Origin of the sequence: Listeria grayi DSM 20601 (assembly GCF_000148995.1) — a bacterium.
Classification (GTDB): domain Bacteria; phylum Bacillota; class Bacilli; order Lactobacillales; family Listeriaceae; genus Listeria; species Listeria grayi.
The window spans coordinates 329,997-353,935 of the sequence record NZ_GL538352.1 but is presented as its reverse complement, the minus strand read 5'-3'; the positions used below and the strand labels follow the sequence as shown (position 1 = coordinate 353,935).

Genomic DNA, 23,939 nt, shown 5'->3' with positions numbered 1-23,939 from the left:
TCAAATGATTAGTCCGTAATTATGACTTTTTAATGACATTAGCTACTCATTCATGATTTCTTCCAGCTTGACGATATCGATCAGTAAGCTGTTAGAGGGTGTCAACTCGATTGCCCCATTTCCTTCTAGCAAACGGTAAACTTTAGAGAAATAACTTCGATCTACACCGCAGTATTCCGCGATATTCGTTTTATTGATACACGCTGGGATCAGATAATTGCGCGTATCGATCGGTTCGCCGACCTGTCGGCACAATTCTACTAAGCCATTGATGATCTTTCTTTCACGTGAGTAGATCGTCATCATCTGGCGGTTGCTGATATAAAAAATCCTTTCCGCCAAACTGTTTGTAAGTTTCTCCATAAATGTTGGTCGATTAGATAAATAATTTAACAAAAACTCACCATTTACAAAGGTAATATGAGAATCTTCCAGCGCCTTGATGTCATACTGCATATTGGAAAAATTGTCACTCATAATGTAGTCAAATCCAATAACAGAATCACGGCGGTGAAATTCAAAAATGTGTTTTTTATTATATTTATCCCCAAGAAGTGTAATGAGGATTCCATTATTTACAAAAACGACATTCTGTGAATTTGTATTATTGACTAATACGGTGTTTTTCTTGATGCGCTTTTCTACGACCCAAGCGTTGTTAAAACTGTTTTCTTTTAGTTCATCTAAAATTTGTGGTATAGTAATTCCTTTCTTCTCTTCAAAAAATGGCATCTTCTTTTCCTCCCTGTCATTCTCATTTTAGTACCTGAAAAACACGGCCTTTTGCATTTTTGATTAAAGAATGTGTCTAAATTTGACCAAAATATGTCAAATTATTTGGAAAAACACGGCCATTTTTATCAAAGATTAAGTGCCCTTCGTGAAGTATAGCACAGCTAAAAATGTAATTTCGCTTGTTTTCAGCTTAATTTGTGAAGATTTTGTGACAAAAAAAGTTCCGTCCCAAGATGAGCTTTACACTCATTTTGGGACGGAACTTTTCGTACCATTCTTATTAAGCTAATGCTTTGACGATTTCTTCTTCTGCTTTTTCTGGTGGTTGCTTCGATGGGAAACGCTCTACAATCTCGCCCTCGCGATTGATCAAAAATTTCGCAAAGTTCCATTCGATTTTTTTACCGCCTGTTTGCTCTGTCAAATATTGATAAAGTGGGTGCGCATCTTTGCCTTTGACTTTGATTTTAGAGAACATATGGAATGTCACACCGTAATTGCGCTGACAAAACTCCATGATCTCTTCATCTGAACCTGGATCTTGGCGCATAAACTGATTGCAAGGAAATCCTAAAATCTCTAATCCTTGTTCTTTATATTTTTCATATAATGTTTCTAAGCCTTCTAGCTGCGGAGTCAATCCACATTTGCTAGCTGTGTTGACAATAATCAAGACTTTACCTTTATAATCTTCTAATTTTACTTCTTTACCTGCCATATCTTTTGCAGAAAAATCATATACTGTCATCATTTTTTACTCCTATTGATTAGCTAATTTATCAGAAAGTAGGTACGCATATACCAGCTTTTCTGTATGGTACAGAGAATCTTTGTGTGTGCGTTCATAGGCATGGCTTGCATCGATACCTGGCCCGATCAGTCCATGGATGATGTCATTGCCGGCATGGATCGCTGCACTTGCATCGGAAGAATAAAAGGGATAGATATCTACTTTGTAGGCAATCTCATTTTGTTCTGCCAGCTCGATCAAATTTTTGCGTAGCCCATAATGATACGGACCACTTCCGTCTTTTGCACAAATCGATACCGTGTATTCGTCAGAAGTTTGACCGTCTCCGAGCGCCCCCATATCGACCGCTAAATATTCGACAGTTTCTTCCGGGATGTTGGAATTACCGCCGTAGCCGATTTCTTCATTATTGGAAATCAAGAAATGCGTTGTGAATGGCAGTACTATTTTATTCGTATGGATGGTTGTGATCAACTGCAATAAAATGGCAACGCTGGCTTTATCGTCAAGATGTCGTGATTTTATAAATTCATCGTTTACAATAGTAGTCCGGGGATCGAAAGACACGAAATCGCCCACTGAAATGCCTAATGCCTCTGTTTCCGTTTTGCTGAACACTTTGGCATCCAATCGCACTTCGATATTGGTATCGTTCCGTTCTGCACTTCCCGCGTCCTTATAGACGTGGACAGAGGTTTGGTGCATCAAGATCGTGCCAGAATAGCGTTCTCCAGACAAAGTTTCGATTGTACAATATTCGCCTTCGATCGCATTGAATCGAAAACCGCCGATAAGCGCTAATTGTAGTCTACCGTCCGGCTTGATTGCTTTTACCATTGCTCCCAGTGTATCTACGTGAGCAGTCAGCATACGGTGTTGATCTTTGTTTTTCCCTTCAAGTGTTACGAGTAACCCGCCTTTATTATTCAGGCGAAATGGAATGTGGTCGCGCTCTAAATCTTCCGCGATATGCTGGATGATCGCCCTCGTATTTCCAGTAGGGCTTGGTATATTGGTCAAAGTTTGGATTTTATGCATAATCTCTAGTGGATTTGGTTGATAACTCAAAGACAGTAGCCTCCTTTTCTTCTTGCTGCCTTTATTATATGCCTTCTCTCCCTAAGTTGCATGTTTTTTGTTTGCAAAGATTATGGTATAATTCGTTAGATGAAGAAGGAGTGAAAGACGTGGAACAGACGAAGAGAAAGGCTGTCACGCTTTCCGTATTTGTGGCTACATTTATGGCAGCAATTGAAGGAACGATCGTAAGTACGGCAATGCCGACGATCGTTAGTCATTTAGATGGGATCGCATTGATGAATTGGGTATTTTCTGTATTTTTACTCACCTCATCGATCGCGATCCCTATATACGGAAAACTATCAGATATTTATGGAAGGAAAAAAATTTTTATCACCGCTACGGTCATTTTCCTGATTGGCTCTACGCTGTGTGGACTAGCACAAAGTATGGAAATGCTGATCATTTTCCGGGTGATTCAAGGAATCGGTGCCGGAGGGATCCTTCCTTCCACTATGACGATCATTGCTGATATCTATCCCGCAGAGAAAAGAGCGCGCGTTCTTGGTTTCATGGGATCGGCATGGGGGATCGCCGGTGTCTTTGGTCCATTATTGGGTGGCTTCCTAGTGGATCAGCTGTCGTGGCATTGGATCTTTTTTATCAATATTCCGTTCGGGATCTTGACGATTATCTTAGTAGGATTCTATTTTAAAGAACACCTTACCCCTAAGCGATTGCCCATCGATTATAAAGGGGCCGTTGTCTTTACATTAGCATTATTAGCACTATTATTCGGATTACAACAAGTTGGAGAAACGCTGAATTGGGCAGATCCGCTTGTTTTAGTATTGTTCGCTTGCGCACTTATTTTCTTCTTTATTTTTTATAAAAATGAGAAAAAGGCTGCTGATCCCGTACTTCCGTTTATTTTGTTCAAAAATCCAATTGTACTTATTTCTAATTTGATTGGCTTTTTTTTGAGTGTCTTTTTGATTGGGATCAATGTGTATATCCCGATGTGGGCTCAGGGGATGCTAGGACATGGTGCAACGGTCGCTGGATTTATGCTTGCGCCATTATCTGTGACTTGGATCATCGGTTCGTTTTTATCCGATCGGCTCTTTAAAAAATGGGGAATGCGCGCAACGATCGGAATTGGGACATTTATTTCGGTTTTAGGGGCTCTACTCCTCTTCCTCTTCCCGGCAAGTACTAGTGATATCTATTTTTATTTGAATAGTGCGCTGATGGGATTAGGTTTTGGGATGGCCTTTACGATCACTACGGTTGCGGTTCAGGAAGCTGTTCCAAAATCACAGACCGGTATATCGACAGCCACCAACAATCTTTTCCGAAATGTTGGGCAAACGATCGGTGTCGCGATTTTAGGTACAGTTTTTAACAGTGTTATCAACAATCAATTCGGGCAACATGGCGCCCAAGCAGTCAGCAGTGAGAACCTCAATAAGCTCATCAGTCCGACTACTGCTTCGAGTCTTGCCAAAACGTTGCTACAACCGTTGCGCGAGATTTTATACAGTGGCCTCAACATGGTATTTCTGACATTGCTGTTTTGTTGTTTGATTGCCTTTTTATTATTTTTCCTATTACCAAAAGCAACAAAAAAACGGTAGCTGCGAATTTTGCAGCTACCGTTTTTTTAATCTACCTTCACGATCCAATTTTCAGGTGCTTCTTTTTCACCAAATTGAATGCCCGATAATTCATCAAATAACGCCTTCACAGTTGGTCCGACTTCTGTCTCACTATGGAAAACGTGGAAATTCTCTTTATACTGGATACCGCCGATCGGAGTGATTACTGCAGCCGTACCACATGCTCCTGCTTCTTTGAAATCCTCCAATTTATCGATATAGACATCGCCTTCTTCCACTTCCAGACCTAAACGGTGTTCTGCAAGGTAAAGAAGGGAATATTTGGTAATACTTGGTAAGATCGATGGAGAATCTGGGGTAATGAAGCGGTCGTCTTTGGTGATCCCAAAGAAGTTTGCCGCACCAACTTCTTCGATTTTTGTATGTGTTGCTGGATCTAAATAGATCGAATCGGCAAAAGCACGTTCTTTTGCTGCTTCGCCAGGTAGTAGGCTTGCCGCATAGTTTCCACCGACTTTAGCCGCACCGGTACCATTTGGAGCTGCACGGTCAAAATCAGAAACGATAAAGTTTGCCGGCACTAATCCGCCTTTGAAATAAGGGCCGACTGGCGAACAAAAAATAGAAAATATATACTCTGGGGCAGCGTGTACACCTAAGTTATCTCCTACTCCGATCACGAACGGACGTAAATACAACGTAGCACCTGTTCCATATGGAGGCAAATATGCTTCATTGGCTTTCACCACTTGTTTGCAAGCTTCGATAAATTTATCCGTTGGGACTTGCGGCATCAATAACCGCTCACAGCTGCGCTTCATTCGAGCTGCATTTTGGTCTGGACGAAATAGATTGATTGATCCGTCTTTACTGCGATAAGCTTTAAGCCCTTCAAAACATTGCTGCCCGTAATGGAGTGCCGTAGAACCTTCGCTGATATGTAGCGTATTGTCTTCTGTCAACGCTCCATCATCCCATTTTCCGTCTTTCCAATAAGAGATATAGCGTTTATCTGTTTTGATATAGCTAAACCCTAGATTTGCCCAATCAATATTTACATTGCTCATTTCTATTTCCTCGCTTTCTCCTAACAAACCTTCTGATTCAAGTAAGTTTTCTGTTTATCCACTAGTATAGCATATTTTTATTAATCTATCAGCATGACTTTTATAAAAACAGAAAATTTAGATAAATTTCAAAAACTTAGGTTTTATCGCTTCCTTTTTTGTTTTTTCGTGTTAAAATAAAAGGACTACTCAAAAGAAAGGAGCGGATGAAAATGGCTCAGGGAAAATGGATAGATGACAAGCTTTACAGTGAGTATTTGAAGGAGGAACTGGATTTGATTATTTACCTCCCGCCGGACTTCTCTCATCTCTATAAGTATCCTCTTTTTATCGTCCAAGACGGCAAGGATTATTTCCAATTTGGTAAATTAGCCCACTTTTCTGATGAATTAGTGGAAAAGGATGAAATGGAAAAAGCTATTTTCATCGGCGTTCCTTACAAAACGGTGACGGATAGACGTGAGAAATACCACCCCGAAGGCAGCCAAAATGACGCATACGTTAAATTTTTGGCTCGAGAACTACTTCCTTATGTAGAAGACCGCTTCCCTTCTTATCAAATGGCAGCAAGCCGTTTCTTGATGGGGGATTCGCTTGGAGCTGCTGTATCCTTGCAGACTGCTTTGCGCTATCCCCATACCTTTGGGAATGTCATCCTACACTCCCCATTCATGGATGACAGCTTGCTCACTGCGGCAAAAAAAGCTGATCCGGCAAAGCTGAAGATCTATCATGTTATCGGTAGCAAAGAGACCGATGTTCATACAACAGATGATCAGCAAGCTGATTTTCTCACCCCAAATCTGGCTTTCACAAAAGTTTTGACAGCAAAAGGATTTGAACATCGGTCACAGGTTTTTGAAGGGGATCATAAATGGAAATATTGGCAGCCGCTTGTAAAAGACGCACTGCGTTATATGTTGGCTGCAAATGAGTTGGACTTAGAAAGCATGCATGTGTAAAAGAAAGGACGTTTAATAATTGGTAGTAAAAAAAGTGATGACACCAGAAGAAAAACAAGATGCTTTTGCCATTCGACAAGCTGTTTTTATCGGCGAACAACAAATTGATCCTGAATTGGAATGGGACGAGCATGATAAAGCAGCCGATGCGCTGATGTTCGTAGATTATGATTCAGACGGTACACCGCTTGCAACTGGGCGTTTCCGAATCCTTCCCGATTATGGGAAAGTAGAGCGTATCTGCACGCAACAAGCAGCCCGCGGAAAAGGGGCTGGTCGCCGCATCATGGAGGCGATCGAAGCCGAAGCCGTCTCACAAGCTGTGACGGAACTTCGGCTCGGTGCTCAGATCACAGCGATTCCATTTTACGAAAAATTAGGCTATACCGTTTGTTCCGATGAATTTTTGGATGCCGATATCCCACATAAAGAAATGAAAAAAGAGCTGAATCCATGATTCAGCTCTTGCTCTTAGATTGAAGGAAAACATCCTTTCAATCATTTTTTACTGTTTTCAGCTTGTCCGAAAAATGATTAGATTCTAGGCAAAGTCGAGTACCGAAGCGGAGCGTACTCGTGTACGTGAGCATCGGAACGCAAACTTTAACGACGAAGATGATCGTTTTTCGGGCAAGCTGAGAGCTGAATCCATGATTCAGCTCTTCTCACTTTCAAACAGTTCAATTTCGCCGCTTTCACTTGCTGCGATCACGATATCCACGATCCCAAGGAAAAAACCTTGCTCGACAATGCCAGGAACCTTTTGCAGCCAATCTTGCCATTCTGCTGGGTCTGTAAATGCTTGGTCATAGACATCTAAAATATAGTTGCCGTTATCCGTGACATAAATGTCTCCGTCTTCTGTCTTGCGCAGTCTTGCGTCAGCACTGCGTTTTTGTAATTTATTTGCGACTTGCTTATAGCCAAAAGGAATGACTTCGATTGGAAGTGGGAATTTACCTAATACATCCACACGTTTGTTACTGCTTACGACCCAAATATTCGTATCTGAGATATCTGCAACCATTTTTTCGCGCAGCAATGCTCCCCCACCGCCTTTGATGCCACGGAATGAAGCATCTACTTCATCAGAACCGTCGATCGTTAAGTCGATTTTTTCTACTTCATTTAAACTTGTTAATGGAATGCCCAATCCTTCTGCTTGAATGCGTGTTCGTTCTGATGTTGGTACACCAACGATCTGCAACCCGTTTTTGACCATTTCACCGATTTTCTCGATCGTATAATAGACCGTACTACCTGTTCCGAGACCGATCGTCATTCCGTCCTCGACCCATTCTGCTGCTTTTTCGCCTGCCAATTGTTTTGCGTTCATACCTAACGCCTCCATTTTAAATGAAATGATTTTCAAAAAAACTTGGCAGCATACAAGCTACCAAGTTTTTAATTTTAAAATCCAACAATATGATAACCGCTGTCGACATGCAATACTTCGCCTGTGATCCCACGGGATAATCTACTTAGTAAGAAATAAGCGGTGTCGCCAACTTCTTCTTGCTGCGTTGCCCGTTTTAACGGTGCTCTTTCTTCCACGATCGCAAGGGAATCTGTAAATCCGCTCACGCCACGTGCCGATACGGTACGAATCGGACCAGCAGAAATTGCATTGACACGAACGCCTTGTGCGCCTAAGTCCATTGCTAAATAGCGAACGCTCGCATCTAAGGACGCTTTAGCAACACCCATAATATTATAATTTTCAACTACTCGTTCGCCGCCTAGGTAAGTTAATGTAATAAGGCTTGCATCTTCTGTTAGCATTTCCAAATGCTTCGCTGCACGTGCCACTGCAGTGAAAGAATAAGCGCTGATATTGTGGGCTTGTAAGAAACTTTCACGGTCGACTTCCAAGTAATCCCCAGCTAAATAATCTTTATTTGCAAAGGCGATACAGTGAGCGATCCCACTGATCTTGCCAGCTTTTTCATAGATCGTTCTAAAAGCTTCTTCAATTGCTTCGTCACTGGTAACGTCACATGGAAGTGCTAATGGTTCTTGATTGACTTCGCTTAGATTTTCTACTAATTGTAAAATGCTTTTTTTGGAACGATCATCTGCATATGTAAACACTAATCTTGCTCCTGCATCGTTCAAAGATTGTGCAATTCCCCAAGCGATACTGCGCTTATTAGCTACGCCCATAACAACGTATGTCTTTCCCTCTAATGATAAATTCATGTTTTATCCTCCTCTAATTGGTGCTCTCGCTTCTTATATTTTACATGAAGCAGCACATTTTTAAAACTATTTTTTCCAGATACGTAATAATTCTTCCATATCCTCAGGTAATTCACATTCAAATGACAAGTATTCTTCTGTAAAAGGGTGAATAAAATGCAGATGATAGGAATGCAAGGCATGACGTCTGATCAGGCTAGTCTCACCGTGGTACATGTCGTCCCCGAGCAGTGAATGTCCAATGTGTGAAAAGTGAACGCGGATCTGATGCGTCCTCCCTGTTTCCAATTGGATATCTACATGTTCAAAATCCGGATAACTTGCAATCACTTGATAATTTGTTTTGGCATATTTCCCGGTTTCTGTGACTTTCCTTGCCATGATACTGATATCGGAATCTCTTCCGATCGGTGCTTCGATGTATCCTGCTTTATTCGCTAAATCCCCCATTGTTAATGCTTGATATTTCCGTTTTAAATCGCCCTTCTGTAAAAAGCTGCTCAGCCGGGCATGGGCAAAACGAGTTTTCGCAATCAGCATCAATCCTGATGTTTCCCGATCCAGCCGCGTCACGATATGAACTGCATTAGTTAAGTTTTGCTCTTGATAATGGCCCTTGATGAAATTAGCCACTGAACCAGTCGGATGATATTGTGAAGGGATCGAGGGCATTCCCGCTGGTTTATTTAAAACAATCACAAAATCATCTTCATAACGGATATCGAGATCGGTATGCTCGGCGATCAATTGTTCATTCTGCTTTTCTTCCGGCAGCATAACGCTCACTTTATCGCCAGACCGCACGCGGTACAACACATTTTCAGTAGCGTTATTGACTGCTATCCTGCCGCCTTCATGGTATTTGATCGCCGTCAATAATAATTTAGAAATATGTTTTCGTTTCAAGAAAGTCCGCAACAGCAGTCCCTCTTCTTCAGCCGTGGCTGTCCACTCTAATAACAAAGTTTCCTGTTCCTCCTAATTTTCGATAAAGGAATCATGAACCCGCCGCCAAAATGGAAAATAACGGAAACGTGCAAAATTCGCTTTCTCTTCTGATACTTGGTAAATGATCTCTTTGACATCACGATGCAGGATACTCACGTGATCGATCGAGATCTGGAAATTTTTATCTTGAACTGGTACTAACTGCACCGTGTGATGTTTTGGAAAGACAAGCGGGCTCCCGATCGTACGATAAACACGGTTATTGATCGAAGCCATCTCTGTGAGCTGCATGGCTTCAATCGAAGGATGCATCAATGCGCCGCCCAATGATTTATTATATGCTGTCGTTCCACTTGGCGTAGACATGCAAAGCCCATCCCCACGGAAGCGTTCAAACTGTGAATCGTTGATATTGACATCCACAACAAACGGACCACCGGAGCTCTTGATAGTAGATTCATTCAGTGCAAGGTACTCTTCGCGCTCATGTCCCATTCCAAATACGACGGTGATTTTCAACAATGGATAGGAAACGATCTTGTATTCCTTGTTCGCGATCGCCTCTACTAAACGTTCGGCTTCATTCGGTCGCCAGTCCGCATAAAATCCTAAATGACCCGTGTGGATCCCAATAAATGCGACTCTGTCTAAACGATGCTGATACTTATGAAATGCTGAGAGAAATGTTCCATCTCCACCGATCGAAATTACTGCAGAAGGCTCTTTCTCATCATATTCCATATCATACTGAGAAAAAGATTCCTTCATCTGCATTTTTAATAGGTTGGATTTTTCATCCCCCTTAGAAACGATTGTATATTTCAAAACATTTCTCTCCTATTCTCAGTGAGATTATTTTCCAGTTAATCGCTCTTGACCAGCTGGTTTACTGCGTTTCTCATCTTTATTTTGTGAAAAATAAACTTGCGCTTCTTGGATCTCTTCACGAATCTGCGACATTTCTTCATCCAATTGAAAAGCCGCTTCTGCTGCTCGTTCCAGCCGCAGATTGATTGCTTCTGGAAGTTCCCCTTGGTATTTATAATTTAAGGAATGCTCCGTCGTTGCCCAAAAGTTCATGGCAAGCGTCCTGATCTGTATTTCTGCTAAGATTTTTCTTTTACCGTTGATCGTTTCGACCGGATATTCGATCACGACATGGTACGAACGATAACCGCTCGGCTTTTTGTTTTTGATATAATCACGTTCCTCGACGATTCGAAAATCTTTTCTGCCGCGGAGTAATTGTACCACGAGCTCAATGTCATCTACAAATTGACACATCATCCGCAGACCGGCGATATCCTGCATTTCTTCCGCCAAACGATCGAGCGGGATATTTTTGAGTGCAGCTTTATCTAAAATACTGACTACTGGTTTTACTCGTCCAGTCACGAATTCGATGGGCGAATGGTTATTTTCCAGCTGAAATTGCTTTCGGATCCCTTTCAACTTCATTTTCAATTCATCTACTGCCTGCGTATACGGCATCAAGAATTCTTCCCAATGATTCATTTTTCTCACCTCAACTATTTTTGCAACAAGGCGTTTTCCATACTATCTTATTCTACCATAAATGGCCTCTATTAGAAAAAGCCTTCACTCGCAAAAAGTGTTTTTTTGGTTTCTGGTTGTACAGAATATGATAAACTAGGGATAAACAACGGGAGGCGAGAAAAATGATCCGGGAAAAGTTGCAAAACAAAGCCTATTTAGAGGCACTTGAAATAATAGAGAAAGAACTGCAAAAGACACCGGAAGACGCAGAACTGAATTACTACGCAGCTTGGGCCAACGACAGTTTAGGTAGAGAAACCGCTGCGATTCCTTTTTACGAACTGGCCCTTTCAGGAAAATTGACCACCACTGATCGCTTAGAAGCTTTTATTGGACTAGGAAGTACCTATCGCGTCACGGGCAATTACGAGCGCGCCCATCATTTACTGGAACAAGCTATTCAAGAATTCCCGAACGAACCAGTTTTACAGGTTTTTCAAGCAATGGTAAAGTATAACCAAACAGATTATAAGGCCGCTGTCAGTCAACTTTTGACGCTGATCATCCAGCACGCTTCTGATAAAAACATTCGTGCCTTTGAACGAGCATTGACATTTTATACGCAGAACTTAGATTATCGATATGAAGTTACGGAGGAGGATACCCATGAGTAAAGAATTAGAAATCGAATTTAGAAATATGATCACGGCAGAGGAGTATCAGGAACTGATTGAAAGTTTTGGACTTAAAGAGGCTGATTTTTTCGAACAGACGAATTATTATTTTGACACACCTGCATTTGCCCTCAAAGAACTGCACGCTGCGCTTCGCATCCGCGCTCGCAATAATAATTATGAACTGACACTCAAAACACCAGAAAAAGTTGGTCTGCTAGAAACTACTCAGATTCTCGCACCAGATCAAGCTGAAGGAATTATTGCCGGTTCCAACATCCCTGTCGGTCAAATCCGTGATGCTTTAGCAAAATTAAGCATTGACCATACAGAATTAGAAAATTTTGGTTCCCTGCAAACCATTCGTGCTGAAAAAGATTATAAAAATGGCCTGCTAGTATTTGATAAAAATTTCTACGGCAACATTGCAGACTTTGATTTGGAGTATGAAGTCGCCGATTTTGAAAAGGGAAAAAAGATCTTTTCCAATCTTTTAGAAGACTATGGTATTGAAGAAAATGAAGCGCCAAATAAAGTAAAGCGCTTTTATGACCATATTTACGGAAATAAATAGGAAGATCTTGCTTTTCGAGGATTATTATTTGTTAATTTACAATGACGCTGATAAAATAGAAGTAGATAAAGGTTGTATCGGTAGTTTGTAAAAGATTTATTCTTCGCACACCGGTACAAACTATTTTTTACGTGCACGAAATACAAAAGAACCAGAATCTGAAAATCAGGTGATTGTAATGATAAATCAAAACTTATATCTCCAATCTATCGCAAATAGCAAACCTATCGAAATCTATTTGTTTTTCGATCCCGTTTGTAACGATTGCTGGAACGTCGATGCCAACATCAGACGATTACAGTTGGAGTACGGTAAATACTTTAAATTAAGATATATTCTTCATAATAACCTCCAGACTTTCCTATGCAAGCAGAAACGTGAAGGAAACAATGCGGATATGAAAAACCAGCAAGAACAAAGTCAGCTTTCTTATGTAGCTTGTCTCGCTGTAAAAGCAGCAGAACTGCAAGGGAAGAAACTCGGTATCTCCTTTTTGCGTAAACTACAGCAAGCCTATTTCTTGGAAGGTCGCGATATCGCCGATGATGCTTGCATTGTTGAACAAGCACTTGCGACAGGACTTGATCTCAAAGAATTCCAAAAAGATTGGAGTTCGAACATTGCGAAGCGTGCCTACATCGGTGACCAGAAAGTTGCCAGGGAAATGGAGATCACGGAGAATCCAACCGTTGTTTTCTTCAATAAAAATATTGAAGATGCCGGTGTGAAGCTGACAGGCTGTCATAGTTATGATATCTATGTCCACATTCTCTCGGAACTGCTAGCGCAATTTCCGGAAAGTGATGAAAAGCCTTCGATGGAAGAATATATGAAAGAAATCAAGCTAACGACGATCGAAGAAATGGCTGCTTTCTATCATTTACCGTATAAACAAATCGAGCGCCAGATGAAAAAATGGATCTTACAGCAAAAGGTTGTATCGATCGATTCGCAAGATGGAACTATTTTATGGCAGTATATTGGCTGAATGGATAGCGAGGAGAAAATATTTCTCTTCGCTTTTTTGATACACTGGTGAGAGGAGCAAAACGACTTGAAGATACTTTACAACACAGTCGCATTATTCTGTATCTTGATTTCCATTATGTTATGAATTCCCAACCTCTTTTTTGATCAAGGGAATCCAACAGTGATGTTTACTTTTCTGATAGGCGGCGTTGGCTTTTTTATTTCTCTCAAAACTAAGAAAAATTATCTATTGATTGGAAATTTGTTAGCCTGCTTCAGTTTTTATTTTGTTTATGTTTGTGGGTTATATCGTAGAAGCTATTAAATAACTCTAACTAAAAAAACCGAAGCATCTAAGTGCTTCGGTTTTCCTATTTACATCGACTCTAGTCGCTCGATCCGCATGGAGATCGGTGGATGGGAATCAAATAAGCCAGCTTTTTCTTTGTTTTTCTTTTTTAGCGGTGATGAAAAGTAAATCGATTCACTTGCTGCGCTAACATTTTCCATTTTTTGCGTATTGCCACTGATTTTCTGAAGTGCATCGATAAGTCCTTGCGGGTTACGAGTCAATTCAACTGCGCTAGCATCTGCTAGGTATTCGCGGTTTCGAGATAAAGCGAATTGGATCGCTGTTGCAATAAGAGGTGCTAAGATCACGAAAACGAGTGCCACCACATAGATGACGATCTGAACTGCGCCTCCGCCATTATTGTCTTTACGATTATTCCGATTATTGCCTGTAAGGCCGCCCCAAAAGAGCATTCGCATCGCGAGGTCGCTTAAAATGGCGATGACGGAAACAAGTGCGATCGCGATCGTGGATAAGCGGATATCGTAGTTGCGGATATGCGAGATCTCATGGGCAATAACGCCTTCTAGTTCATAACGTTCCAGCCGCTGAAGTAATCCACGCGTCACTGCTACCGCGCCTTTTTTAGGCGATATCCCAGTGGCAAAGGCATTGGGACTAGCTTCATCTACGATATAAACTTGCGGCATCGGGATATTAGCAACCATAGCCATATTTTCCACGATATCCCATAAAACTGGTTCTTCTTCCCGACTGTTAATTCTCCTAGCATGATTCATGGCCATGACGACAGAAGAACTACTTCCGATCATGAATAAAATATAAACAATGCCGATAACCGCTGCAATCAGAATCCCATTTAGATAATTATTCCAAACTAAGACACCAATCGCTGCACCAACTAAAAGGACAATAAGGAAGAAGCAAAAAACGATAAGTACCGTTTTTCGTTTATTCGAAGCGATTTGTTTGAATAACATTCGCACCTTCTCCTTTTATCTTAAAATTGAACTTTTGGTGTTTCGCGTTCTTCCGTCGGGATTGAAAGCATTTCTCTAACACTGAAGTTGTGCATCTTGGCAACGATGTTGGATGGTACGGATTGAACCGAGTTGTTATAATCCATGACAGTTGTATTGTATAGTTGTCTGGAATACGCCACTTTATTTTCTGTGGAAGAAAGTTCGTGTTGCAATTCGATGAACGATTGGTTCGCTTTCAGATCCGGATAAGCTTCTCCTAATGCAAAGATCGAACGAAGTGCACCAGACAGCTTATTGTCAGCATCCAATTGTTCTTGTCTGCTGTCGCCGCTTTGAGCATTTCCCATTTCATTCCGTGCTTCGATAACTTTTGTCAGTGTTTCTTTTTCGTGTGATGCATAACCTTTTACAGTTTCTACTAGATTCGGAATCAAGTCATATCGTCTTTTTAATTGCACATCGATTTGTGCCCATGTTTCGTCGACCCGATTGCGTTTTTTTACTAATCCGTTATATAGTCCGAAATAAATCAAAGCCAAGACCACAATAATGGCAATAATAATTAAAATTAGCATTGTAAATTCCTCCTTTAGTCTTTAGATGTATTATACATGAAAAAGATAGCCACTAACAATCATCCGCTAGTCCTATTCTCATTTCTTTTTCCGCATGAAATAAAAAGGTTTTACAGGCGCATCTACTTTCATTTTAATCGTCATCATAGCGTTTTTAGCCCGATCGATCGGTGCATCATTTTCGTCCCAAAGCGCTGCCACAGTTTGTTTAAAGCCAATATCATCTGGTCCGTAAAATTCGATTTCTTCGCCGACGCCAAAATTATTTCGCTGCTGTAGTGTCGCTATCTGTGTAGATTCGTCATAATCTAAGACTTGCGCTGCAAATGCATAACTTGGGATCTTTCTTGTTTTCCCGAATAATTGATCGTCTTCGGTCGGTTCATGGTAGTAAAACCCGCTGGATAGTTCACGTTGTGCTACTTTCCACAGTTCATCTTCCCAAGCTTGATCAAAAACAAAGTGTTCAGGGTCTGCTAGGTACGTATCTACGACTTTGCGATAAACACTTGCCACGGTCGAAACATAATGGATCGATTTCATTCGTCCTTCAATTTTCAGGCTATCGACGCCCGCTTCGATCATATCAGGGATATGGCGGATCATCGATAGATCTACAGCACTCATAGAAAATGGCTCTTCGTCTTCATCAACGATATTTTTGCTGACTCCTCTATCGATCTCAAACAATTCATATTTCCAGCGGCAACTTTGCGCGCATCCGCCTCGATTTGCATCACGGTTCGCCATGTGATTAGACAATGTACAGCGTCCCGAATAAGAAATACACATTGCCCCATGGATAAATGCCTCGATTTCGACATCGGAATTTGCTGAGATCTCTTGGATCTCCGCCATACCAACTTCTCGCGCCAAGACGACACGTTCTAATCCTTGACGTTTCCAAAATTCCAGCGTCTTATAGTTCGTAGCCGAAGCTTGGGTAGAAAGATGGACTGGCAAGCCTGGCGCTGACTCGAAGCAAATTTGGATCAGTGCCGGATCCGAAACGATCACCGCATCGATTCCTAAATCACGAAGCGTAAGGAAAAATTCTCCTGCTCCTTCTGTATCGCCCACGTGTGCGACCATGTTTGCCGCTACATATACTTTTGCTTGATGTTCATGCGCGAATGCGATTCCTTCTGCCATCTCTTCGAAACTAAAATTACCTGCTCGCGAACGCAGCCCAAATGCTTGTCCACCTATATAAACTGCATCAGCCCCATAGCGGATCGCAATTTTCAATTTTTCTAAATTACCTGCCGGTGCAAGTATTTCTGGTCGTTTTAATTCTTTTTTCACGCTCTTCATTCCCCTTACTTCACTTCGTTAGGATCTTTTGTATAAAATCCCGGAGCTAATTGTCTAGACGGTTTTTGCAAAGCCGCTAGTTTATTTTCAAAATAAGTAGCTACATAACTGCCAGCCTCGATAGCTGCCTTTGCTTCCACGAACAGCTTCGCGATTTGGACAAAGTTACTTGTCTCACACAGAATGCCGTCAAGTTTCCAACATTTGATGCCGTTCTGGTAAAGTTCCTCTAAGAATGGCATCAATGAAATATCTTCGGTTGAAAAAATATGAGTACCAGTCTCATCTTCATAAATCGGCAATTGGCTGTTTTCATCATTTGGTTCACGTAAAAAAAGACCCCGCGCCAAAGACGTATCTTCTTCTATCTTTACGATATGTTCATAATTCGTCACTAATTTTCGTTTGGAATGATGGATACATGTTGGTCCATAAACAAGCACTTCTACTGGGATCGTCAGATGACTTTGGATATCCGCGATTTCTCCACTCGTTAGTTCACGTGCCAATACAGCACCCACAGCTCCATGCGTTTCCCAAAACTTGATTTGTTCGCTACTGGTCACAAATGTTTGGGCATCATAAATAAACGGGATATGTGCTGCATATTCTTCTACAAGCAGCATTGTTCCCGGGTCTCCACATGTGAAAGCATCAACACCAATTTCATCCAGTGCTTCCAAAAATGGTGGCAACTGCTTGATTTCTTTATTGTGCATCAAGCCGTTTAATGCTACCGTTATTTTTTTCCCTGCTTGATGTGCCATGCTCGTCATTTCACTTATCTCTTCGAGCGAAAATGATCTCGGCAATCTAAGCCCAAATGGACTTTGTCCCACATACAAGCGATCGACCCCTGCTTCGAGCAACTGCTCAGCCTGCGCCAGCGAATCTACAGTCGCAATAATTTCCATGTTTTAGAACCTCTTTTCCAATTCTTTTACTTGATAAATGTATCACATAACCGCGCGCTACTGCAATGCTTTTATCAAAAAAACAGCCCCCTTGCTCATTTACAAGGGAACCGCCTTAGTCGATTTTATTTTTATTCCACTGCAGAAGTCTTAGTAGTGGTTTATATGTATCTCCGATCAAACCGAGGATCTCGATCAACACTTCGATTAAGATCAGTAAGATCCCGATCAGCAACATAGATCCCCATAAAGAAGACATTGTAAAGATAAAAGCAAATAACGAAAATAATGCCGAAATCGCATATATCAGAATAACGGTTTGTCGGTGTGTAAATCCGACATTGAGCAGACTATGATGCAGATGTGATTTATCAGCCATCGCGATTGGCTGTTTGTTGATCAATCGCCGAATAATGGCAATGAGCGTATCAGAGATCGGAACACCTAAAATCAAGATCGGAACAACGAGTGAAATAAATGTAACATTTTTAAAGCCCATGATCGACAAAACTGCCAATACATAGCCTAAAAACAAAGCACCGGTGTCACCCATGAAAATTTTAGCTGGATGGAAATTATACGGTAAGAATCCTAAAATGGCTGCGATCATGATGATCGCTAGTCCCATAACAAAGCTATCTCCCATAATAAACGCCATTCCACAGACCGTGAAAAACGCGATCCCGGAAACGCCTGCTGCTAAACCGTCTAGACCATCGATCAAATTGATCGCATTGGTGATCGAAACGACCCAAAGAATCGTTAGCGGAATGCTAAAAATACCGAAATGAATTTCCCCGCCAAAGGGCAAATTAATGAATTCAATACTTAGACCGCCCCCGACAACAATAATAACAGCTGCAAAAAGCTGCCCGATCAATTTATAACGTGCTTTCAATTCCAAGAGATCATCTAAAAATCCCGTCAGCATGATCAATGTCGCACCAATAAACAATGGCCAAATCAAGCTCTTGTCAATTGGGAATACAAATAATCCAACAGCAAAGCCAGCATAAATAGCTAGTCCGCCTAGACTTGCGATTGGTTTTTGATTGATTCGACGTTCATTCGGTTTATCTGTTATATCACACTTTATGACGACCCATCTGACAAAGGGGGTCAATACGATAGTCACTAAAAAACAAACAAGTGCTGCTGTCCACATAAAACCAAACCCACCTTTCTTATGAGTCCTATTGACCCCATTATACGTTTTTATCTGTCAATTGACAATCCGCATTTATGGAATTTGAGACAAAAACTGGCAATTATTTAGTCACAAACATGAATATGCCAAATTTACGGATAACCAAGCGGGTAAAACAAAGAAAAAGAGTGACCTTTTTAACTTTTTATACTATTATATAACTATATGATTAAGAGAGGATGAAAAATGTGCGTTCAGATAAACATCGCCAAAAAAAGTCTAGAAAAGGTTTAAAGATCTTTTTCCTTATCTTGCTGCTCCTCATTATTATAATCGCAGCAGTTCTCGGTATTGCATATTGGAAAACAAACAAAACTTTTGATAAAATATACAATCCGATCGAAGGCAAAAAGAAAACAAGTGTCACCCTTAATGGCTCTACCCCGTTTTCCGTATTAATCATGGGGGTCGATGAACGTCCTGGAGACCGTGGTCGTTCTGATACATTGATCGCAACCACGATAAATGGGAAAACAAATAAAACGCAGATGTTGAGTATCCCGCGCGATACCAAAACTGAGATCATCGGTCATAACTCAAACGAAAAGATCAATGCAGCCTATGCTTATGGTGGCGTAAAAATGGCATCCGATACTACAACAGAATTTTTGAAAGGTATTCCTTTTAATTACTACGTTAAAATGAACATGGAAGGCTTCCATGACCTTGTTGATGCTGTTGGTGGTGTCACTGTTTACAATGATACAGAAGGAATCAGCTTAGGTAAAAAGGTTTTCCATAAAGGCAACGTAACATTAGATGGTGATAATGCACTTGCTTATGTTCGTATCCGTAAAACTGATGCGCAAGGTGACTTTGGCCGTCAAAAACGTCAACAACAAGTTATTACAGCGATCGTGAAGAAAGTTTTATCCGCAAATGTGGTATTGAGCTTCAATAAGATCATGAATGCCGTTGGCGACAATGTTCAAACCGACTTCACACTAGAAGATGTGACACGAATCGCGAAAAATTATCGTGGCGCTGTCAATAATGTTGAAAATCTGCAGGTTCAAGGAACAGGCGGTAAGATCAATAACTCCGGACCTTGGTACTACAGTGTTAGTGACAATGAGCGTACAAGACTGCACGATGAACTCGCAAAGAACTTAGAAATGAATCAATAACAAAAAAGGCGGACCATAACGGTTCGCCTTTTTATTTATTCTTCTTCACGCTGAATGGAGATCCCAATATTTAAAAGGGCTGCCAGTTCTTTCATTTCTATAAATTTACCGCTTCGGTAAATGGCTCCATCCAAAAAGACTAAAGGAAAAGCTGCTTCTCCTTCATCCACCAGCTTTTGCGCCACCAATCTATTCTTCCTAAACGCTTCGGGGGAATCTGTTTTTATGTATAACTGCATTTCTGGCGTTTTCTCCATTATTCTTTTGAACGCCTCTGTCTCGATGGCTTTTTTTGTTTCACGAAAAATCTCAAGCTCCTCACTCTCCGGGTCATCCTGCAAGCAATAACAAATTATCTCGCGCATCTAGCTCTCTCCTTCCAGCAACTCCGTATTCCGCACAGCTACTTCCAATTTCATCCGATCCGGGTCTTCAAAAAACACTGCATAGTGTTGCTCTCCCCCGGCAAATGGATATTTTTCGTCATACAGCAAGGGAACCGAGTGCTTGAGCAGATATTCCCGCAGTTCATCCACCTCTCTATAACTATCCACCGAAAAAGCCAAATGATTCAGACCAATATTTTTGCGATGGTAGCCATTCTTTTGATACGGCTCTTCCACCTGGACAAAAACGAGATATGTATCGCCAAGCTTGAAACTAAATCCTTGCTCCCATTCTTGATAAAGCTGATAGCTAAGCTTTCCCAGTAAGCTTTGATAAAATGCCCGACTCACTGCCAAGTCCTTTACATAAAATTCAATATGATGAATCGTACCTCGCATCCCTAGCCCCTCTTTCATTTTGATTTGTCTCTACTATAACATACTAGCACTTATCGTTTCCGATAAAGATGATCCCCATAGATCGTGAAAGCAGAACCGATCAAAATCACACCAACACCCAATATCAGCATCACTTTCAATGGTTCCCCTAAAAACAAGAAACTAAGTAATGGCGCCAAAGCCGGTTTGACAAAGAATTGTGTTGCTGCGAGTGTTGTACTTGTCTCCTTCATAATAAAGAAATAAAGGACAAAGCCGAGTGCAGTATTAAAAATCCCCGAAATAAGCACTAGCGGAAGATCATTCCAGTGGAGCGGAACAAAAAGTGGAATCTCCGCAAATACTTGAAATCCCTCATGGCTTGTCAAAAAATGCTGTACAAGTGGGATTTTGCTACAAACCATTAGCAAATAAAGTTCCAAACTGCCAAATAAAAACGTAAAGCCCGTTACTTCCAATGTATCCATTCCTGTCCGCAAACTGATTTTCCTAGAAAAAATACTATAAATAGAAAACAACATCGCAGATCCCAACGCCAAACTGATCCCCACCGGTTTCGTCAAATTAGTCGGGTCTACGACAAGCAACATCCCAGCCAAACTGATCAAGATCGAAATGATACTGAAAATAGACAGTTTTTCTTTAAACACAAAAAATGTCAACACTAATGTAAATATTGGATTGCAGCTAAATAAAACAGCTACGACTCCTGCTTTCGTATCGTCTACCGCCAATTGGAACAAGACCATGCCGATAACAACGAACAAGAAACCATTTAGCGTCAACAAAGAGAAAGCAGTTCGATCAAGGTGTTGAAGCAAACGTTTTGTCAGCATTGCCGCAAAAAACAAAATGATCACAGCCGCGATCAAAAATCGCAGAAACGTGAAATAAAAAGGATCGAATCTGTTGCCGGCTAATTTCAAAACGATCTCTTGAGTAGATACAGCCAGACTTGCTAATAATATGTACATGCAGATTTTTAATCGAGCCATTCGCTTTCCTCCTTGATTTTAATATTATCGCTTACTGATAAGTACCAAACTATCTGGCTTGCTAAACAAAAAACAGCAGACTCATCGTGAGTCTGCTGTTTTAATTGATTTTCGCTACGAATTGGAACCGACTGCCGACATATTGAGAGCGCGTAAATTCGAACGGCCGGCCATCGGAAAGCTTTGTGATTTGCCGAAGTTTCATCACCGGCGTTCCGATTTTCACTTCCAGATATGGCGCGATTTTTTCGGAGATCAGCGCAGCTTCCATTACTTGTTCTGCCTCGCCGATCGATTGGCCGAGTTTTGTCACGATCGCTTCATAAAGCGAGTTCATGATATCTTCACGCGTAAGCTGCTCTGCTACGATTTCTGGGATAGCTACTGTTTCATACAGAATTGGAACTTTATCACCGTAACGGACACGTTCCACCTTCATGACGTTGCTGTTCGGGGGCAGCTGTAGCGCTTCTGTTTCTTGTAAACTAGCAGGTTTGATACCAAATGCCACTACTCGAGTCGAAGGTGTTTTTCCTTCTTGGATCATGAGGTTGGTAAAACTAGTGACCGCCTCTAAACGTTCCGTCAGTTTACGTTCCGAAATAAAGGTCCCCGCACCGACTCTGCGTTGTAAGACGCCATCGTCTACTAATCCTTGAATAGCTTGTCTTACTGTCATTCGGCTGACATTAAACATTTCCGCAAGCTGACGTTCGGCCGGTATTGCAGTGCCGACTTGCCAATAACCTTCTTCGATCTTCTGTTTAATATCATTTTGAATTTGAATATAAATTGGTATTCCTGACTGTTTGTCGATCATTTTCTCGCCCTCTTTTTAAAGAAGAGCACCCGCTTCTTCATCTACTATGATCGTTACATCTGGATGATTTTGCAAAACAGAACCTGGGCAATTTTCATCTACTGGTCCGTTTACAGCATTTTTGATTGCTTCTGCTTTACTTGTTCCAAAAGCAAACAAAATTATTTTTTTCGCATTCATAATAGATTTGATTCCCATGGAATAAGCATGAGTAGGTACGTCTTCTTCTTTCTCAAAGTGTACTTTGTTTGCTTCTCGAGTTGAAACGGTCAACTCCACTTTATGTGTCAATGAATCAAATGAAGTTCCTGGTTCATTGAATCCGATGTGACCATTTGTACCAATACCAAGGATCTGGATATCGATAGGATGTTCTGCGAGTACACGTTCATAGCGAACACATTCTGCTTCTGGATCTTCTGCTGTTCCATCTGGCAAGAAGCTTTCTTTAAACGCTTTTTTCGAGAATAACAGGTCATTCATATAGTAATGATAACTGTTTACGTCATCTGCTGCAAGACCAACATATTCGTCTAAATTTGTTGTCGTGATATTCGATGTATCGACATCGCTTTTTACTAATTCTTGATAAAAAAGTTCTGGCGTGCTTCCTGTTGCTAGACCAAGTGTATTTACTTTCCCAGCGCGGATAGCTTCCTCGATGATTTCTAGGCCTTTTTGGGAACCTGCTAATTTATTTTGTGTTTTGATGATTTGCATATTAAACGTCCTCTCTATTAAATAATTGTCCAAAGGAGTATGTGGAAACGATGTTTAGATCTTCGTCTAAAAGATTGAAATCTGCATCCTTACCAGCTGCGATACCGCCTTTAGTCGTTAAATGGAATTCCGTTGCTTGGTTGACCGAAGACATCAATACAGCATGCTCGATCGGACAATTTGTGAATTTGATCATATTGCGGAAAGCATCGTCATATGTCAACACGCTTCCTGCTAAGGTACCGTCTTCTAACCGAGCTTGCTTATCTTTCACGATAACCGTTTGGCCGCCTAGTTCGGATTTTCCTTCTGGCATTCCTTTCGCCCGCATTGAATCCGTAATGATACTGATGTGTTCCGGGCCTTTCATTTGGTAAGCGAGTTTGCACATGTCAGGATGCACATGGATGCCGTCAACAATCAATTCTGCGTTGATCCCGTCTTCTAGCAATACATGTCCGGGAACTCCTGGTTCACGGTGAGTCATACGGTGGCAAGCATTATAAAGATGTGTGGCATGGGAAGCCTTACTTGTCTTCAAATGCTCTCTAACATCATTCGAGTGCCCGACACTTGGTACAACACCCAGCTCTAAGCACAAGTTTTCAAATGCTGCCGACGTTTCATGTTCCGGAGCATAAGTTACTAATTTGATTTGGCCTTTTGAGATGTCAAACCATTTTTTAAATAGTTCTAAATCCGGTGCTTGGATAAATTCTTCCGGCTGTGCACCTTTGAATACTGGTGAAACGAAAGGTCCTTCTAAATGGATCCCACCAATCACCGGTTCTTCTTCTGCTACTTCACCAATGACCCGAAGCGCATTTTCAATATTTTCATGGGATTGTGTCATCGTGGTTGGGAAATAGGTAGTGATTCCTTCACGCAGCATATTGCGGACTTGCTTCTTCAAATGATCCGCATCTGCGTCCATTGCATCAAAACCGTAACCGCCATGCGAATGGACATCGATGAAGCCGGGAATTAATTTTTTCCCCTCTGCATCTACGACTTCTTCTTTGTCTAAGGCGATAAAGTCCTGCATGCTGCCTACTTCGCGGACAGTTTTATCGAAACGAACATACGCATTTTCTAGAACTTGTTTGCCAGTGTATATCGTTGCATTGATGATTGTTTTTGTAATCATACCAAATTCCTCCTCGACTGGTCT

The 23,939-nt window shown here is 41.3% G+C and carries 27 protein-coding genes; 7 read left to right on the top strand and 20 right to left on the bottom strand.

Annotated elements, in window-relative coordinates; translation table 11 throughout:
• Positions 1 to 42: 42 nt before the first annotated feature.
• The 3 genes from HMPREF0556_RS01935 to HMPREF0556_RS01925 form a co-directional block, all read right to left on the bottom strand.
• The gene (locus tag HMPREF0556_RS01935; RefSeq protein WP_003754962.1) at positions 43 to 732 is read right to left on the bottom strand and encodes a Crp/Fnr family transcriptional regulator; all 690 of its coding nucleotides are present in this window, start codon (positions 730 to 732) and stop codon (positions 43 to 45) included.
• A 283-nt stretch (positions 733 to 1,015) separates the two neighbouring features.
• Positions 1,016 to 1,483, bottom strand: coding sequence for a glutathione peroxidase (locus tag HMPREF0556_RS01930; protein WP_036106214.1), 468 nt, complete (start codon positions 1,481 to 1,483; stop codon positions 1,016 to 1,018).
• Positions 1,484 to 1,495: 12 nt separating this feature from the next.
• Positions 1,496 to 2,554, bottom strand: coding sequence for a M42 family metallopeptidase (locus HMPREF0556_RS01925; protein WP_003754960.1), 1,059 nt, complete (start codon positions 2,552 to 2,554; stop codon positions 1,496 to 1,498).
• 119 nt (positions 2,555 to 2,673) lie between these two features.
• Between HMPREF0556_RS01925 and HMPREF0556_RS01920 the strand changes: the two genes are divergently transcribed.
• A complete protein-coding gene (locus tag HMPREF0556_RS01920) occupies positions 2,674 to 4,143 on the top strand; it encodes an MDR family MFS transporter (protein WP_040486388.1) in 1,470 nt (489 codons plus the stop codon).
• 26 nt (positions 4,144 to 4,169) lie between these two features.
• Here the strand turns inward: HMPREF0556_RS01920 and HMPREF0556_RS01915 are convergent, their stop codons facing one another.
• Positions 4,170 to 5,192 (bottom strand): branched-chain amino acid aminotransferase, encoded by a 1,023-nt coding sequence (locus tag HMPREF0556_RS01915; RefSeq protein WP_003754956.1) that lies wholly within the window; start codon positions 5,190 to 5,192, stop codon positions 4,170 to 4,172.
• 212 nt (positions 5,193 to 5,404) lie between these two features.
• Here HMPREF0556_RS01915 and HMPREF0556_RS01910 point away from each other — a divergent pair, with 212 nt between their 5' ends.
• The gene (locus tag HMPREF0556_RS01910) at positions 5,405 to 6,154 is read left to right on the top strand and encodes an alpha/beta hydrolase (protein ID WP_040486387.1); all 750 of its coding nucleotides are present in this window, start codon (positions 5,405 to 5,407) and stop codon (positions 6,152 to 6,154) included.
• A 19-nt stretch (positions 6,155 to 6,173) separates the two neighbouring features.
• On the top strand, positions 6,174 to 6,611 hold the full coding sequence (locus HMPREF0556_RS01905; protein ID WP_003754953.1) for a GNAT family N-acetyltransferase: 438 nt from the start codon (positions 6,174 to 6,176) through the stop codon (positions 6,609 to 6,611).
• Positions 6,612 to 6,809: 198 nt separating this feature from the next.
• On the opposite strand, the gene rpiA is transcribed toward HMPREF0556_RS01905, so the two are convergent.
• The 5 genes from rpiA to yjbM all read right to left on the bottom strand — a co-directional run bounded on the left by rpiA (position 6,810) and on the right by yjbM (position 10,816).
• Positions 6,810 to 7,490 carry a ribose-5-phosphate isomerase RpiA gene (rpiA, locus tag HMPREF0556_RS01900; RefSeq protein ID WP_040486386.1) on the bottom strand — a complete coding sequence of 227 codons (681 nt, stop codon included), beginning with the start codon at positions 7,488 to 7,490 and terminating at the stop codon, positions 6,810 to 6,812.
• A gap of 74 nt (positions 7,491 to 7,564) precedes the next feature.
• A complete protein-coding gene (gene fabI / locus HMPREF0556_RS01895) occupies positions 7,565 to 8,353 on the bottom strand; it encodes an enoyl-ACP reductase FabI (RefSeq protein WP_003754951.1) in 789 nt (262 codons plus the stop codon).
• Positions 8,354 to 8,419: 66 nt separating this feature from the next.
• On the bottom strand, positions 8,420 to 9,316 hold the full coding sequence (locus tag HMPREF0556_RS01890) for an RluA family pseudouridine synthase (RefSeq protein WP_003754950.1): 897 nt from the start codon (positions 9,314 to 9,316) through the stop codon (positions 8,420 to 8,422).
• 15 nt (positions 9,317 to 9,331) lie between these two features.
• Positions 9,332 to 10,126 (bottom strand): NAD kinase, encoded by a 795-nt coding sequence (locus HMPREF0556_RS01885; RefSeq protein ID WP_003754949.1) that lies wholly within the window; start codon positions 10,124 to 10,126, stop codon positions 9,332 to 9,334.
• 27 nt (positions 10,127 to 10,153) lie between these two features.
• Positions 10,154 to 10,816, bottom strand: coding sequence for a GTP diphosphokinase (gene yjbM / locus HMPREF0556_RS01880; RefSeq protein WP_003754948.1), 663 nt, complete (start codon positions 10,814 to 10,816; stop codon positions 10,154 to 10,156).
• A gap of 164 nt (positions 10,817 to 10,980) precedes the next feature.
• Between yjbM and HMPREF0556_RS01875 the strand changes: the two genes are divergently transcribed.
• The 3 genes from HMPREF0556_RS01875 (at position 10,981) to yjbH (ending at position 13,034) form a co-directional block, all read left to right on the top strand.
• Positions 10,981 to 11,472, top strand: a complete 492-nt coding sequence (locus HMPREF0556_RS01875) for a tetratricopeptide repeat protein (RefSeq protein ID WP_003754947.1) — start codon at positions 10,981 to 10,983, stop codon at positions 11,470 to 11,472.
• Positions 11,465 to 12,046, top strand: coding sequence for a CYTH domain-containing protein (locus HMPREF0556_RS01870; RefSeq protein WP_003754945.1), 582 nt, complete (start codon positions 11,465 to 11,467; stop codon positions 12,044 to 12,046). Before HMPREF0556_RS01875 ends, HMPREF0556_RS01870 begins: the two co-directional genes overlap by 8 nt.
• Positions 12,047 to 12,224: 178 nt before the next feature.
• Positions 12,225 to 13,034 carry a protease adaptor protein YjbH gene (gene yjbH / locus HMPREF0556_RS01865; protein ID WP_003754943.1) on the top strand — a complete coding sequence of 270 codons (810 nt, stop codon included), beginning with the start codon at positions 12,225 to 12,227 and terminating at the stop codon, positions 13,032 to 13,034.
• 356 nt (positions 13,035 to 13,390) lie between these two features.
• On the opposite strand, the gene htpX is transcribed toward yjbH, so the two are convergent.
• The 5 genes from htpX to HMPREF0556_RS01840 form a co-directional block, all read right to left on the bottom strand.
• A complete protein-coding gene (gene htpX, locus HMPREF0556_RS01860; RefSeq protein ID WP_003754939.1) occupies positions 13,391 to 14,308 on the bottom strand; it encodes a zinc metalloprotease HtpX in 918 nt (305 codons plus the stop codon).
• Positions 14,309 to 14,328: 20 nt separating this feature from the next.
• The gene (locus tag HMPREF0556_RS01855; protein WP_003754937.1) at positions 14,329 to 14,886 is read right to left on the bottom strand and encodes a LemA family protein; all 558 of its coding nucleotides are present in this window, start codon (positions 14,884 to 14,886) and stop codon (positions 14,329 to 14,331) included.
• Positions 14,887 to 14,964: 78 nt separating this feature from the next.
• The gene (locus tag HMPREF0556_RS01850; RefSeq protein ID WP_040486385.1) at positions 14,965 to 16,191 is read right to left on the bottom strand and encodes a peptidase U32 family protein; all 1,227 of its coding nucleotides are present in this window, start codon (positions 16,189 to 16,191) and stop codon (positions 14,965 to 14,967) included.
• A gap of 14 nt (positions 16,192 to 16,205) precedes the next feature.
• Positions 16,206 to 17,114 carry a peptidase U32 family protein gene (locus HMPREF0556_RS01845; RefSeq protein ID WP_003754934.1) on the bottom strand — a complete coding sequence of 303 codons (909 nt, stop codon included), beginning with the start codon at positions 17,112 to 17,114 and terminating at the stop codon, positions 16,206 to 16,208.
• 115 nt (positions 17,115 to 17,229) lie between these two features.
• Complete coding sequence (locus tag HMPREF0556_RS01840) at positions 17,230 to 18,279, bottom strand: glycosyltransferase family 4 protein (RefSeq protein ID WP_003754931.1); 1,050 nt, start codon at positions 18,277 to 18,279, stop codon at positions 17,230 to 17,232.
• Between the two features lie 221 nt (positions 18,280 to 18,500).
• On the opposite strand from HMPREF0556_RS01840, the gene HMPREF0556_RS01835 reads away from it, so the two are divergent.
• Positions 18,501 to 19,448, top strand: a complete 948-nt coding sequence (locus HMPREF0556_RS01835) for an LCP family glycopolymer transferase (protein WP_003754929.1) — start codon at positions 18,501 to 18,503, stop codon at positions 19,446 to 19,448.
• Positions 19,449 to 19,483: 35 nt separating this feature from the next.
• Here HMPREF0556_RS01835 and HMPREF0556_RS01830 read toward each other — a convergent pair whose 3' ends face one another.
• From HMPREF0556_RS01830 to nagA, 6 genes are all read right to left on the bottom strand, one after another.
• On the bottom strand, positions 19,484 to 19,813 hold the full coding sequence (locus HMPREF0556_RS01830) for an arsenic metallochaperone ArsD family protein (protein ID WP_003754927.1): 330 nt from the start codon (positions 19,811 to 19,813) through the stop codon (positions 19,484 to 19,486).
• The gene (locus HMPREF0556_RS01825; RefSeq protein WP_040486384.1) at positions 19,814 to 20,233 is read right to left on the bottom strand and encodes a VOC family protein; all 420 of its coding nucleotides are present in this window, start codon (positions 20,231 to 20,233) and stop codon (positions 19,814 to 19,816) included.
• Positions 20,234 to 20,283: 50 nt separating this feature from the next.
• Complete coding sequence (locus HMPREF0556_RS01820) at positions 20,284 to 21,228, bottom strand: DMT family transporter (RefSeq protein ID WP_003754924.1); 945 nt, start codon at positions 21,226 to 21,228, stop codon at positions 20,284 to 20,286.
• Between the two features lie 100 nt (positions 21,229 to 21,328).
• Positions 21,329 to 22,048 (bottom strand): GntR family transcriptional regulator, encoded by a 720-nt coding sequence (locus tag HMPREF0556_RS01815; RefSeq protein ID WP_003754923.1) that lies wholly within the window; start codon positions 22,046 to 22,048, stop codon positions 21,329 to 21,331.
• 15 nt (positions 22,049 to 22,063) lie between these two features.
• Positions 22,064 to 22,768 carry a glucosamine-6-phosphate deaminase gene (locus tag HMPREF0556_RS01810; RefSeq protein WP_003754922.1) on the bottom strand — a complete coding sequence of 235 codons (705 nt, stop codon included), beginning with the start codon at positions 22,766 to 22,768 and terminating at the stop codon, positions 22,064 to 22,066.
• 1 nt (position 22,769) lies between these two features.
• The gene (nagA, locus tag HMPREF0556_RS01805; RefSeq protein ID WP_003754921.1) at positions 22,770 to 23,915 is read right to left on the bottom strand and encodes an N-acetylglucosamine-6-phosphate deacetylase; all 1,146 of its coding nucleotides are present in this window, start codon (positions 23,913 to 23,915) and stop codon (positions 22,770 to 22,772) included.
• Between the last annotated feature and the right edge of the window lie 24 nt (positions 23,916 to 23,939).

Bases quoted from the DNA above. Each gene is read 5' to 3' on its own strand.
- HMPREF0556_RS01935 (WP_003754962.1), bottom strand. From the start codon at position 732: ATGCCATTTTTTGAAGAGAAGAAAGGAATTACTATACCACAAATTTTA.
- HMPREF0556_RS01930 (WP_036106214.1), bottom strand. From the start codon at position 1,483: ATGACAGTATATGATTTTTCTGCAAAAGATATGGCAGGTAAAGAAGTA.
- HMPREF0556_RS01915 (WP_003754956.1), bottom strand. From the start codon at position 5,192: ATGAGCAATGTAAATATTGATTGGGCAAATCTAGGGTTTAGCTATATC.
- HMPREF0556_RS01910 (WP_040486387.1), top strand. From the start codon at position 5,405: ATGGCTCAGGGAAAATGGATAGATGACAAGCTTTACAGTGAGTATTTG.
- rpiA (WP_040486386.1), bottom strand. From the start codon at position 7,490: ATGAACGCAAAACAATTGGCAGGCGAAAAAGCAGCAGAATGGGTCGAG.
- fabI (WP_003754951.1), bottom strand. From the start codon at position 8,353: ATGAATTTATCATTAGAGGGAAAGACATACGTTGTTATGGGCGTAGCT.
- yjbM (WP_003754948.1), bottom strand. From the start codon at position 10,816: ATGAATCATTGGGAAGAATTCTTGATGCCGTATACGCAGGCAGTAGAT.
- HMPREF0556_RS01875 (WP_003754947.1), top strand. From the start codon at position 10,981: ATGATCCGGGAAAAGTTGCAAAACAAAGCCTATTTAGAGGCACTTGAA.
- HMPREF0556_RS01870 (WP_003754945.1), top strand. From the start codon at position 11,465: ATGAGTAAAGAATTAGAAATCGAATTTAGAAATATGATCACGGCAGAG.
- yjbH (WP_003754943.1), top strand. From the start codon at position 12,225: ATGATAAATCAAAACTTATATCTCCAATCTATCGCAAATAGCAAACCT.
- htpX (WP_003754939.1), bottom strand. From the start codon at position 14,308: ATGTTATTCAAACAAATCGCTTCGAATAAACGAAAAACGGTACTTATC.
- HMPREF0556_RS01855 (WP_003754937.1), bottom strand. From the start codon at position 14,886: ATGCTAATTTTAATTATTATTGCCATTATTGTGGTCTTGGCTTTGATT.
- HMPREF0556_RS01845 (WP_003754934.1), bottom strand. From the start codon at position 17,114: ATGGAAATTATTGCGACTGTAGATTCGCTGGCGCAGGCTGAGCAGTTG.
- HMPREF0556_RS01840 (WP_003754931.1), bottom strand. From the start codon at position 18,279: ATGTGGACAGCAGCACTTGTTTGTTTTTTAGTGACTATCGTATTGACC.
- HMPREF0556_RS01835 (WP_003754929.1), top strand. From the start codon at position 18,501: ATGAAAAATGTGCGTTCAGATAAACATCGCCAAAAAAAGTCTAGAAAA.
- HMPREF0556_RS01830 (WP_003754927.1), bottom strand. From the start codon at position 19,813: ATGCGCGAGATAATTTGTTATTGCTTGCAGGATGACCCGGAGAGTGAG.
- HMPREF0556_RS01825 (WP_040486384.1), bottom strand. From the start codon at position 20,233: ATGCGAGGTACGATTCATCATATTGAATTTTATGTAAAGGACTTGGCA.
- HMPREF0556_RS01820 (WP_003754924.1), bottom strand. From the start codon at position 21,228: ATGGCTCGATTAAAAATCTGCATGTACATATTATTAGCAAGTCTGGCT.
- HMPREF0556_RS01815 (WP_003754923.1), bottom strand. From the start codon at position 22,048: ATGATCGACAAACAGTCAGGAATACCAATTTATATTCAAATTCAAAAT.
- HMPREF0556_RS01810 (WP_003754922.1), bottom strand. From the start codon at position 22,768: ATGCAAATCATCAAAACACAAAATAAATTAGCAGGTTCCCAAAAAGGC.
- nagA (WP_003754921.1), bottom strand. From the start codon at position 23,915: ATGATTACAAAAACAATCATCAATGCAACGATATACACTGGCAAACAA.